The sequence below is a fragment of the Butyrivibrio sp. Su6 genome (assembly GCF_900108105.1).
In the GTDB taxonomy this organism is placed as follows: domain Bacteria; phylum Bacillota; class Clostridia; order Lachnospirales; family Lachnospiraceae; genus Butyrivibrio.
In genome coordinates this window covers 1-13,133 of sequence record NZ_FNUR01000007.1, presented here as the reverse complement: position 1 = coordinate 13,133, position 13,133 = coordinate 1, and the positions used below count along the sequence as shown (strand labels likewise).

At 42.0% G+C, this 13,133-nt stretch carries 10 protein-coding genes; all 10 read left to right on the top strand.

The genetic code is table 11. The annotated features are described in order from the left end of the window. Positions 1-89: 89 nt before the first annotated feature. The 10 genes from C4S54_RS08910 (at position 90) to C4S54_RS08865 (ending at position 12,314) form a co-directional block, all read left to right on the top strand. Positions 90-1,076 carry an ABC transporter ATP-binding protein gene (locus tag C4S54_RS08910; protein WP_022774158.1) on the top strand — a complete coding sequence of 329 codons (987 nt, stop codon included), beginning with the start codon at positions 90-92 and terminating at the stop codon, positions 1,074-1,076. Then, a complete protein-coding gene (locus C4S54_RS08905; RefSeq protein WP_103869217.1) occupies positions 1,076-2,092 on the top strand; it encodes an ABC transporter ATP-binding protein in 1,017 nt (338 codons plus the stop codon). The genes C4S54_RS08910 and C4S54_RS08905 overlap by 1 nt, the downstream gene beginning before the upstream one ends. A 64-nt stretch (positions 2,093-2,156) precedes the next feature. Further along, entirely contained in the window at positions 2,157-4,055 is a 1,899-nt protein-coding gene (locus C4S54_RS08900; protein ID WP_160110735.1) for a peptide ABC transporter substrate-binding protein, read from the top strand. A gap of 84 nt (positions 4,056-4,139) precedes the next feature. Further along, the gene (locus tag C4S54_RS08895) at positions 4,140-5,783 is read left to right on the top strand and encodes a SulP family inorganic anion transporter (protein WP_103869336.1); all 1,644 of its coding nucleotides are present in this window, start codon (positions 4,140-4,142) and stop codon (positions 5,781-5,783) included. Between the two features lie 178 nt (positions 5,784-5,961). Then, on the top strand, positions 5,962-7,248 hold the full coding sequence (gene larA / locus C4S54_RS08890; RefSeq protein WP_103869215.1) for a nickel-dependent lactate racemase: 1,287 nt from the start codon (positions 5,962-5,964) through the stop codon (positions 7,246-7,248). Between the two features lie 12 nt (positions 7,249-7,260). Beyond that, on the top strand, positions 7,261-7,581 hold the full coding sequence (locus C4S54_RS08885) for a UxaA family hydrolase (protein ID WP_074885919.1): 321 nt from the start codon (positions 7,261-7,263) through the stop codon (positions 7,579-7,581). Next, positions 7,578-8,744 carry a UxaA family hydrolase gene (locus C4S54_RS08880; RefSeq protein ID WP_074885921.1) on the top strand — a complete coding sequence of 389 codons (1,167 nt, stop codon included), beginning with the start codon at positions 7,578-7,580 and terminating at the stop codon, positions 8,742-8,744. Before C4S54_RS08885 ends, C4S54_RS08880 begins: the two co-directional genes overlap by 4 nt. 31 nt (positions 8,745-8,775) lie before the next feature. Continuing rightward, positions 8,776-10,236, top strand: coding sequence for a GntP family permease (locus C4S54_RS08875; RefSeq protein ID WP_103869214.1), 1,461 nt, complete (start codon positions 8,776-8,778; stop codon positions 10,234-10,236). A 131-nt stretch (positions 10,237-10,367) separates the two neighbouring features. Continuing rightward, a complete protein-coding gene (locus C4S54_RS08870) occupies positions 10,368-11,051 on the top strand; it encodes a GntR family transcriptional regulator (RefSeq protein WP_160110734.1) in 684 nt (227 codons plus the stop codon). A gap of 30 nt (positions 11,052-11,081) precedes the next feature. Beyond that, positions 11,082-12,314, top strand: a complete 1,233-nt coding sequence (locus tag C4S54_RS08865) for a glycerate kinase type-2 family protein (protein WP_103869212.1) — start codon at positions 11,082-11,084, stop codon at positions 12,312-12,314. Positions 12,315-13,133 lie beyond the last annotated feature (819 nt).

Here is a 13,133-nt window from a genome sequence, read left to right as displayed (position 1 = left end):
GAAGTGTCAGAGCAGAACTTCATTGGAAAATCACTTGACGAGGCAAAACTAAGATCATAAATACAATATACAATCGGGAGTATAAATTGATGAGATTACTTGAAGTAAGAGACCTTCATACCTCATTCTTCACAGACGCCGGTGAGGTAAAGGCAGTTAATGGAATATCTTTTAACCTGGACAGAGGAAAGGTCCTGGGAATAGTAGGAGAGTCCGGTTCCGGTAAATCAGTTACTGCATATTCGATAATGCAGATACTTGCAGGAACAGGAAAAATAGTTTCCGGTTCAATCAAACTTGATGGACAGGAACTTGTAGGATCCGGTGAAAAAGTCATGAAGACTGTACGCGGAAATAAGGTGTCGATCATTTTCCAAGATCCAATGACATCACTCAATCCTACTTATACAATCGGACATCAGCTGATGGAGGCAATTCTCCTTCATACAGATAGAAATAAAGAGCAGGCAAAAGAGCGTGCAATAGAAATGCTCAGACTTGTTAATGTAAATGAGCCTGAAAAGAGAATGAATCAATATCCATACGAGTTTTCGGGTGGCATGAGACAGCGTGTAATGATAGCTATGGCGCTTGCCTGCGAACCGGATATTCTTATTGCGGATGAGCCTACAACAGCTTTGGATGTTACGATACAGGCTCAGATCCTTGATCTTATGAAGTCACTTCAGAAAGAACTTGGAATGGCAATAATAATGATCACACATGACCTTGGAGTAGTTGCCCAGATGTGTGATGAAGTAATTGTTATGTATGCCGGTTCAATATGTGAGCAGGGTACAGCGGATGAGATCTTCTATAATCCATGCCACGAGTATACGAAAGGACTTCTTCGTTCAATCCCTACAGAAGGAAAAGAGGGCAAGAAACTTGAACCTATCGCAGGTACACCTATTGACCTTCTTAATATGCCTAAGGGATGCCCATTTGCACCCAGATGCGATGCGGCTATGAAGATATGTTTGCGCGAAAGAGCAGAGCGTATGCAGATCAATGATGATCATGCTGCTGGCTGCTGGATGAACGTTAAGAAGCAGATGGAAGGCAGGGTTAACTGATGAGTGAAGTATCAAACAAAAAGAATCTTGTAGAAATAAAACATCTTAAAGAATATTTCAATGTAAATGTAGGATTCTTTAAGACTAAGCCTCTCAAGGCAGTAGATGATGTCTCTTTTACCATAAAAAAAGGTGAGACACTTGGACTTGTAGGAGAATCAGGATGTGGAAAGACAACAGTAGGACGTACGATCTTGAACCTCTATAAGCCAACAGCCGGAGAAATCTGGTATGACGGAAAGCAGATCAAGACTAAGGATGACATAAAAGAGTTTAGAAAGAAAGCCACAATGGTTTTCCAGGATCCTTATTCATCGCTTAATCCAAGAATGACAGTTTCTGACATTATCGGAGAGCCTCTTGATATCCACGGCCTTTACAAGACCAAGGAAGAGAGAAGAGATCGTATCCTTGAACTTATGAGTTATGTAGGACTTAACTCTGAGCATGCGTCAAGATATGCCCACGAGTTTTCAGGCGGACAGCGTCAGCGTATCGGTATCGCAAGATCCCTTGCTGTAAATCCGGAATTTATCGTGTGCGATGAGCCGGTTTCAGCCCTAGACGTTTCTATTCAGGCTCAGGTCATAAACATGTTTGATGAGCTTCAGGACAAATTGGGACTTACATATCTTTTCATTGCTCATGACCTTTTGGTTGTAAGACATATCAGTGACAGAATTGCGGTTATGTACCTTGGAAAAATGGTAGAACTTGCTGATGCTGAGGAAATTTATAACAATCCGCTGCATCCATACAGCAAGTCCCTTCTTTCATCGGTACCTGTACCGGATCCAAAGATAGCTAGGGCTAATAAGAGAATTGTCCTTTCGGGAGATATACCGAGCCCGCTTAATGCACCGTCAGGATGCCCGTTTAGAACAAGATGTCCATATGCTCAGGAGGATTGTGCCATGAGTATGCCTGAGTTTAAAGAGGTTTCATCAGGACATTTTGTAGCCTGCCATCATATTGAAGATGTTTCAAAGATTCAGAACAAGATAGTTCTTAACTAAAAGATAGAAGATGCGATCCAGCATTTTTTATAAAAAAACTTATTATCTTACAAGGAGGATAATTATGAAAAAGAAGTTATTATCAGTATTACTTGCTTCATCAATGGTACTGAGCCTTGCAGCTTGCGGCGCTTCAGCTGACACAGCTACACAGAGCACAGATACCCAGCAACCACAGAGCACAGAATCAACAGCTTCTGATGCTAATGCTTCAACAGATGCTGCTCCAGCAGCTGATGCAGGAACAAACAAGGGTGTGATCAATGTTTGTCTTGCTTCTGAGCCTGCAACACTCGATCCAGCACTTAACTCTGCAGTTGATGGTGCAACAATGATCAACCACCTTTTCTCAGGTCTTGCTAAGTGGGGACTTGATGCAAACGGAAACCTTGAGCTTCAGCCAGACTGTGCAGAAGCACTTGTAGATGGTGTTGAGAATGAGGATGGAACAGTTACTTATACTTACACACTTCGTGATGGTCTTACATGGTCAGATGGACAGCCTGTAACAGCTGGTGACTTCGTATTTGCATGGAACCGTGCAGCAAGCCAGGCTCTTGCAGCAGACTACGGCTACATGTTCGAAGTTGTTGACGGATATGCTGATATTTGGGCTGACGGCGCAACAGGAGAAGAAAAGCTTAATGTAAAAGCTATCGATGATAAGACTCTTGAAGTTACACTTGCTAACCAGATCGCATATTGGAATGAGCTTCTTGCATTCCCAACATATATGCCTGTTCGTGAGGATGTTGTTGCTAACGAGTCATGGGCTACAGATCCTTCTACATATGTAAACAATGGTGCTTACACAATGACATCATGGGAGCACAACTCAGTTATCACTCTTACAAAGAATGAGAACTTTGTAGATGCTGCTGACGTAACAATGAACGAGATTAACTTCTATCTTTCAGATGATGCTAACAACCAGCTCGCTAACTTTGAGAATGGTGACTGGGAGTTCATCGATGATGTTCCTACAAACGAGATCGCTTCTCTTAAAGAGAACTATCCTACACAGTTTGTAACAGCAGGTCAGCTTGGAACATACTATGTATGCTGGAACATCAATGAAGAGATCCTTCCTTCAACAAGTACTCTTACAGGTGTTGAAAAAGCAAATGCTGAGAATGAAGTTCGTAATGCACTTGCACTTCTCATCGACAGAAACTACATTGTAAACGATATTGCACAGGGTGGACAGGTTCCTGCATCTTCATTCGTTGCTATGGGTCTTACAGATGCTGATGGATCTCAGTTCTATGAGAATGCCGGACCAGATTCAAGCTTCACAGGTTACTACGATGTAACAGATGCAGCTTACGAAGCAAACTGGACTTCAGCACTTGAAACACTTAAGAAGTACTATACATTTGATGAGGCTACACAGCAGTTCACAGACTTCCCAACACTTACATACCTCTACAACACATCAGAGGGACACAAAGCAATTGGTGAAGCTATTCAGTCAACATTTGCAGGTGTAGGTATCACACTTAACCTTGAGAACCAGGAGTGGGCTACATTCCTTGATACACGTAAAGCTGGTAACTATTCAATCGCTCGTAACGGTTGGCTTGGTGATTACAACGATCCTATTTCATTCCTTGATATGTGGACAACAGCTTCAGGTAACAACGATGTTCAGTTCGGTAAGGGCGACAACGCTAAGGTTGCTGCATACTCAATCGATCTTACAGACCTTGGATATGACACAAAGGTTGAGAACGGAACCTGGGCTGAGACATATGATGTAGTTATCGCTGACATCAAGAAGTGCACAGATGCTAACACACGTTATGCACTTATGCACAGAGCAGAAGACCTGCTTATGTCAACAGGTTGCATCTGCCCAATCTATTACTACACAGATCTTTACATGATCTCTGACAAGGTAAACGGCTTCTTCTCAAGCCCACTTGGATACAAGTACTTCATGTATTGCACAGTAGCAGAATAATGACTATAATATTGTAGTCATTGAGCCGCCATGCTCACGCGTGGCGGCTTTTTTTCTAAGTTTATTTATTCAGGTGAGGAGATTATGGAAAACGAAAAATTAAAACCCATGTTATTTACGGCCCTTAAGGGTTACAATGGCAAGCAGTTTGCAACTGATCTTGTTGCGGGAATCATTGTTGCTATCATAGCACTTCCCCTTTCAATTGCACTTGCTCTTGCTTCAGGTGTTGGACCACAGGAAGGTCTTTACACAGCGATTGTTGCCGGATTTATTATTTCATTCCTTGGCGGCAGCAGAGTTCAGATAGCAGGACCGACAGCTGCATTTGCTACTATCGTAGCAGGTATCGTAGCAACAAAGGGAATGGATGGTCTTGCCCTTGCAACTATATTTGCGGGTGTTTTACTTATTCTGATGGGAGTATTTAAACTTGGCTCCCTTATCAAATTTATCCCTTATACAATTACAACAGGATTTACAGCAGGTATTGCAGTAACAATTGCGATAGGTCAGGTAAAAGACTTTTTGGGACTTACTTATCCGGCTGGAACAGCTACTGTTGAGACAGTTGATAAGGTGGAAGCAATCGTAAAAAATATAGGAACCTTTAACTGCCAGGCACTTCTTGTAGGACTTCTTTGTCTTGCGATCCAGATCGTATGGCCAAAGGTAAATCAGAAGATCCCTGGTTCTCTTATAGCTGTTATCGTCGGTATCCTTATTGTTAAATTTGGTGGACTTCATGTTAATACAATCGGCGATCTTTACGAGATTAGTGGAAAACTTCCTACTCCTCATATGCCTGAATTTAGCTTTAAGACAATTCAGTCTGTAGCAGGAGATGGATTCACTATAGCAATCCTTGCAGCAATAGAATCTCTTTTGTCATGTGTTGTGGCTGACAGCATGATCGATTCTAAGCACAGATCCAATATGGAGCTCGTTGCCCAGGGTGTTGGTAATATCGGATCAGCTTTATTTGGTGGTATTCCTGCAACAGGAGCTATTGCCAGAACAGCTGCAAACATTAAAAATGGTGGAAGAACTCCTATTGCAGGTATGGTTCACGCAATCTGCCTTGTTTTGGTACTTGTTATTCTCATGCCACTTGCTGCACTTATTCCTATGCCAACCATTGCATCAATTCTTTTCATGGTTGCTTACAATATGTGTCAGTACAAGACCTTTGCTCATCTGTGCAAAACAGCTCCAAAGAGCGATATCATAGTTCTTGTAACAACATTTGTACTTACTGTAGTATTTGATCTTGTTGTAGCTATTGAAGTTGGTATGGTTGCAGCTTGTGTTCTCTTCATGAAGAGAATGAGCGAGGAGTCAAGAGTTCGTGGATGGAAGTATTATGATCCTGAAGATGACCCTGATGGACCAGAGCTTAAGGATATTCCAAAGCACGTAAGGGTATATGAGATTTCAGGACCTATGTTCTTTGGTGATGCTGAGCAGATTGCAGAGATCAGTTTCAAGGATTTCACAAGAGCACTTGTTATCCGTATGCGTGGTGTACCTGCTATCGATGCAACAGCTATGCATTCACTTGAGCAGCTCTACGACAGATGTAAGAAAAACAATGTCCAGCTTGTCTTTTCACATGTTAATGAGCAGCCTATGAACACCATGGAAAAAGATGGTTTCGTAGAACTTGTTGGAAGAGAAAACTTCCTTCCTCATATAGAAGATGCATTAAAGAGAGCAGCTGAGATTTGATGGAAACTGAGTAGAACAACAGGCAATGGTTTGTAAATGGAAATAATCAACATTTACAAACCATTTTTTTTGTCACTTTTTTAGTCGAAAAATAGATAAAACTACATTGTAATATCAGATGCGCAAGTCTACAATAAATGTATGATGTATACATGATACATCTTATTGGAGGCGGGGTATGAAAAAAACAATTTCTATTCCTTACTACACGTCCACCATGGACATTCATGTGGAAGAGGAGAATCTTAAGGCTGTTATCACAGCGAAAATGCACGAATTTAAAACTGAAAAAACAGAGATTGAACTTGTAAAAGAAGCTTTAGAGAATCCAATCGGGGTGGCACCTTTATGTGAACTTGCCAAAGGGAAAAAGAAGGTTGTGCTGGTAACAAGTGACCACACGAGGGCTGTGCCAAGTAAAATAACACTTCCTTTAGAGCTTGCGGAGATAAGGAAAGGAAGTCCTGATGCAGATATCACGATACTTATTGCGACAGGTCTTCACAGGGCAACAACCGAGGAAGAACAGCGCAGAATGTTTGGCGATGAGATAGTAGATAACGAGAAGATTGCCATCAATAATGCATTTGAACCATCTGATTTTGCTGATATGGGAACACTTCCATCAGGCGCTGAATTCCATGTAAATAAGCTTGCTACAGAGTGTGATCTGCTTATTTGTGAAGGATTTATTGAGCCTCATTTCTTTGCAGGATTTTCCGGTGGAAGAAAGAGTATTTTGCCTGGAATCTGTTCACAGGAAACTGTAAACATGAATCATTCCTATCAGGCAATAGCCAGTAAGTATGCAAAAACCGGTGTGCTTGAGCACAATCCTATACATGAGGATATGTTGTGTGCAGCAAGAAGAGTGAATGTGCAGTTCATCTTAAATGTTGCACTTAATGCAGAGAAAAAAGTCATTGCTGCCTGGGCCGGTGATCTTGAGGCAGCGCATGCACAGGGCGTTAAGTTTATAAGAGAATGGTCGCAGTGTCCTAGCATTACAGGAGATATAGTTGTTACAAGTAATGGAGGCTATCCTCTTGATCAGAACCTTTATCAGAGCCCCAAGGCAGTTGCTACAGCGGAAGCCTGTGCAGGGGAAGACGGCGTGATCATCATGTGTTGCAGCTGTGCTGACGGCATGGGTGGAACACATTTTGAAAAGCTGATCCAGATGGGAACGCCTGAGGAAATCGATGCTTATCTTTCCAAGATTCCTGCGAAAGACACAATTCCTGAGCAGTGGTGTCCTCAGATCTATGCAAGGATCCTTCATAAGCACAAGATGATCCTTGTTACAACATATCTTGATCCTGAGACTGTGAAAAAGTGCAACATGATACCTGCAAAAACTCCTGATGAAGCGCTTGAAATAGCATATGGAATAAAAGGAAAAGATGCCAGCGTAGTTGTGATCCCTGACGGTGTAAGTGTTCTCGCTGTTGCACCTGAAAATTGAGAAGGAGGGAGTATGGAGGAAGTAAAGATTGCTCTTAAAGTAAATGACCTCGATAATGTCGCCACCATTTTTGCAGAAAATATAACTGATGGAACAGAAGTTGAGATCAGGGACAAAAAGGGTCAGAAGACAAATGTGAAAGTAATTGGAAATGTTCCTTATGGTCATAAGATTGCTGTAAAAGATATAAAGAAAGGCGAGCAGATAACAAAATATGGCGAGGAAATAGGAGTAGCCACTCATGATATAAAGTTTGGCGAATATGTACACGTTCACAACCTTGATAGCATGAGAGGAAGAGGAGATCTTGAGAAAAAGGGGGATAAGTCATGACAACTTGGAATGGTTATCGAAGAAAAGATGGCTCAGTTGGCTCTAGAAATTATGTGGCTGTCATCCCGTCTGTAACCTGCGCAAATGACGTGGCAAATGCCATATGCAGGGAGGTTCAGGGAACTGTTACCTACATGCATCATCAGGGATGCTGTCAGCTTCCGCCTGATCTTGACAGGGTTACAGATACGCTTATCAGTTTGGGGAAAAGCCCTAACGTGGGAGCTGTGCTGATCGTAAGCCTTGGCTGTGAGGGAACTGATCATGCCAGAATGTATGAGGAGCTAAAGGCCACAGGTAAGCCAACAGAAATCATTCACATCCAGGCCCTTGGCGGAGTTTCAAAGGCAATACGAGAGGGAACTGATATAGCAAGAAGGCTTGTAATAGAGATTTCAGGACAGCAGAGGGAAAAGGCTGACGTGTCAGAAATAGTAATGGCGATCAAATGCGGCGCCTCTGATACCACCAGTGGAATGGCTTCAAACTGCGTTATCGGATATGTGGCTGATAAGCTTGTTGATCTTGGGGCAACAGTAGTCTTTGGCGAGACTACAGAGTTTCTTGGAGGAGAACATCTTTTAGCTAAAAGAGCTGTCAACAAACAAGTGGCAGACAAAATATACCAGATTGTTACTGAAATGGAGGACAGAGCAAAGAGCATAGGCTGCGATATGAGAAGGGGACAGCCTACACCGGGGAATATTGCTGGAGGTCTTTCAAGTATAGAAGAAAAGAGCCTTGGAGCTATTGTAAAGAGCGGCACAAGACCAATTCAGGGTGTTTTGGAGTATCCGGAGCACATCACTGATCAGAAAGGACTTTGGATAAAAGACACACCTGGAAGAGAACCAGAAATCCTTACCGGCATGGCTGCAACGGGTGCTCAGTTCATGTGCTTTTCAACAGGACGCGGAGCACCACAGGGGTTCCCTAGCATGCCTGTAATCAAAATCTGTGGCAATCCAAATACTTATGAAAATATGAAGGACGATATGGACCTCAATGCCGGTCTTATCATAACGGGAGAAAAAACTATAGAACAGGTAGGGGAAGAGGCCTTTGATAAATTATTGCGGGTACTGAATGGAGAGATGACTAAAAATGAGGCGATTCAGTATTTCAGTGCAATAGACATTCACTGTCTCGGACCTGTTATATAAAATTCACAAAAAGTGAAAGGGGGTTTCTTTTATGAATCCAGTATTAGCAATGCTTATCGGTATTGTTGTGATGATGGTTCTCATCATCTGCACACGTCTTCATCCCTTCCCGGCGATGATCGTGTCTGCTATCTTTATTGCAATCCTTTCAGGAAACGCACTTCTTGTTGGAACAGGTAATGAAGGTGGCAATCTTTTATCAGTTGCAGTGAGCACTGTAACTGGCGGTTTTGGAAGCACAATGACTTCCATTGGTATCGTTATTGGCTTTGGTACAATAATGGGTATCTTTATGGAAAAGAGTGGAGCAGCTAAGAGAATGGCACTTACAATTCTTAAGCTTGTTGGTGTTAAGAATGCAGACGTTGTTCTTGGACTTACAGGATTTGTTGTTTCTATCCCTGTATTTTGTGACAGCGGCTTCGTAATTCTTTCTTCTCTTGCAAAAGAGTTCTCAAGACTTACCAAGAAATCAATGGTATGGCTTGGCGGTATCCTTGGAATGGGCCTTTACATTACTCATTTCATGGTTCCTCCGACACCTGGACCACTTGCTGTTATCAGCACATTCCAGCAGAATGGCATAAACATCGATCTTGGTCTTTTCATTATTGCAGGACTTCTTTTCTCAATTCCTCTTTTCATCGTATCAGTATTCTTGTTCCGCTGGTTCGGTGAAAAGTATAAGGACAAATTCGTTGTTCCATCTGAGATTGACAGATCAAAATATACAGCAGATCAGCTTAAGGTTCTCGACAGGATCGAAGCTAAGTTAAATGCAGGAAAAGATCTTGAAAATGCAGATTTTGCAGAGCTTCTTTCAACAGAAAAGCTTCCTGGAGCATTTATTTCATTTACAATTCTTCTTTTACCTGTAGTACTTATTCTTTTGAACACTTTAGTAGGACAGACAGCACTTAAGGCCACAATGGTCGGACAGGTCGTACAGTTCCTTGGAACACCAATCATCGCCCTTTTCATCTCTCTTTGCATTGGTGCATTTGGACTGGCAAAAGACCTTGATAACAAGACTGTAATTGCTATGATGGGAGAAGCTTGTAAGGACGCTGGTCCTATAGTATTTATCACAGCAGCCGGTGGTGCTTTAGGTGCTGTTGTTAAAGCAACAGGTGCAGCTCAGATAATGGCTAACGGAATCGTAGCTATGGGTATTCCGGCAATTCTTGTTCCGCTCCTCATTGGAACAATCATGAGATTCCCACAGGGCTCAGGAACAGTTGCCATGATCACAGGTTCAGCAATCGTAGCACCTATGATGGCTACACTTGGAATCAATCCATATCTTGCAGCTTTGGCAGTCTGCCTTACAGCTATGATGCCTTCATTCCTTAATGACTCTTACTTCCATGTTGTAACAAACTTCTCTGGAATGGATATTAAGACATCTCTTAAGACGTGGACGGTATCAACAATAGCAATACCAATCTTTGGATCGATTCTTATAATCATTCTTAGCTTGTTCATTCATTAAGACTATATGCGAAAGATCCGGTCCAAATATACAGACTTTTGGACCGGATTATTTCTTTTAACAGCTCGAAATTTGGTATAATTCTGATGATAAGTGTTTTATCAGAAATCGTATTATATGGGGAAAAACGTATGCCAACAAAAAAACTGCAGGTAAATACAATAAGTCATCAGGTTTATTCTATTATAAAAAAAGCTATTGTCTCAGGGGAGTATGCACCGGGGTTCTGGCTTCAGGAAGTGGAGCTTTCCAAGGAACTTGGAGTTAGCAGGAGCCCTGTTCGCGAAGCATTAAAGCAATTATCTTCAGATGGGCTTGTAAAAGAAATTCCAAATAAGGGGACATTTGTAAGAGAGTTTACACAAAAAGAGATAATTGAGATATATGAGATCAGGGAGCTATTGGAGTCCTATGCTATATTGAACCTTCCAAAAGAGCTTACAAAAGAGCAGCAAAAGAAGCTTACGGATTATAAAAAGGATTTTAAAAAGTACCATAAAGATGATGATCTTGACATGTATATTGAAGTTGATTCCAAATTTCACAGATTTATCATTGAGTGCTGTGATAACAGCATTCTGATGGAGCTTTACAGAAAAGTCAGGAATATGAATATGCTATTTAGAATATTCTCTTTATCTTCAAGAGAACGTTTTGATGAGTCTCAAAAAGAGCACTCAGATATAATTGATAAACTAATAAGTGGTGATTATAAAGGCGCAGACAGGATAAATAAAACTCATCTGACATATGCAAAGGATACAGCTTTGGAGCATTTGCTTGGAGAATGTTCTAAAGACGATGAGGATGAATAAACAGACTGCATAATATCAATGGGGGAAAATATGGGTATAAGAGAAGATGCAAAAGAAATAATCGATGCTTCAATCGCGAGTGCACTACCTGATAATGCGGTAAAAAAAGCTCTTAAGAAGTTACCTGCATGTGATGGAAAAATATATCTGGTAGCAATAGGGAAAGCTGCCTGGCAGATGACTAAGGCCGCAGTGGATGAGCTTGGCGATAAAATTACAGATGGTGTGTGTATTACCAAGTATGATCATGTTAAAGACCAGATAGACGGGATCAGATGCTTTGAGGCAGGACACCCTGTTCTTGATGAAAACTCCGTAGCTGCAACAAAAGAAGCAGAAAAGCTTGTGTCAGGTCTTTCTAAAGATGATTTTGTTATTTTTCTTGTTTCAGGTGGCGGTTCAGCTTTGTTCGAAGACCCAAAGGTGTCATTGTCTGAACTTCAGGACATCAATAAGCAGCTTCTCTCATCAGGAGCAGGTATCACAGAGATAAACACTATAAGAAAGAGACTCTCAAATGTAAAGGGCGGTCGCTTTGCAAAAATGTGTGAGCCGGCAACAGTCTTTTCGATTATTCTTTCAGATATAATTGGAGATCCTCTTGATATGATCGCATCAGGACCGGCGTATCCTGATTCAGCAACGACTGAGGATGCAATTGGAATCATAGAAAAATATAATCTTAAAGTGGCAGGAGATGTGAAAGCTCTTTTAACCGAGGAAACACCAAAAGAGCTATCTAATGTTACGACCATAGTTACAGGAAGTGTTAAGCAGCTTTGTGCTTCAGCATCCATAAAGGCAAAGGAACTTGGATATGAACCTATTGTCCTGACGGCTTGTCTTGACTGTGAAGCTAAGGCAGCAGGGCAGTTTCTTTCTGCTATTGCGAGAGAACACTCAAAAGATGGCAAAAAGCTTGCATATATCATGGGCGGTGAGACAGTAGTAAAGCTTACAGGAAAAGGCCTTGGTGGCAGGAACCAGGAGCTTGCCCTGTCTTGTGCAGAAGGCATAGGCGGCCTTAAGAACGTATGTGTATTTTCCGTCGGAAGTGATGGCACAGATGGGCCAACAGACGCTGCAGGCGGCATTGTGGATGGATATACCAAAGAGGCTCTTTTATCAAAAGGAATAACAATATCTGATGTTCTTGCCAATAATGATTCATATAACGCCTTGAAATTAGTAGATGGACTTGTAATCACAGGCCCTACAGGCACTAATGTTAATGATGTTGCGGCATTGCTGATAGGAGTCTAAGGCAATAAAAATGCTATAAATGAATATTGTTGTAGATTAGGGAGAGTATTCCGTTGAATGTAATTGGCTTTCAACGGAATACTCTTCCTTTGTATATGCGTAAGTGATTGGCAGCGTCCGCCACCATTGACTGAGTCTGAGGAAAACGCCTTTGTCTGCGAGCCGACGGTGAAGATGATGGGAACAGTAGATTTTCTCTCACCGTCGGATTCAGCATTTTAGCGTTTTCCTCAGATCCCGTCAATGGCAAGCACCTTCGGTGTGGCTAGGGATTATTGCCTCAGGATCCAATTCCGAGAACAGTAGGGGCGGCTACTTTAAGGTGCTTCGGCCTCCGAATTCAGGAACTGCAGGGAGATAATTTAAGGTGCCTCGCGCACCGAAATCAAAAACAACAGAAGTGGCGACATTCAAGAATGCGTAGTGCTAGGAACAGTAGATGTTGATACTTCTAGAACGTATAAGGCTTTATTCCCTCGTCTCCCAATGAGAGCGAGCTGCTGTTTTGGGCATATAGCTCGTTTTCAATAGCTCAGCCACCTGCAATTAACCGGTTTTGGGCTCATAGCCTGATTTCAGGCTTTCAGCCACCCCTCATTATAGCTTTTATCGCAGGCATTTGGGCATATACGGCGATTATCCGTCCGTAGCCACCATTTTAACGGGTGGCTCGAGTCTTGAAATCGGCCTATATGCCCAGTTGACCTTCATAAGGGGTGGCTGGCCTTGCAAAAAGTTGCTATATACCCAAAATAGCAAGAATCAGAGGTGGCTGGAAGCTTTACAAACCGCTATATGCCCAAAACGATTTTTTTCTAT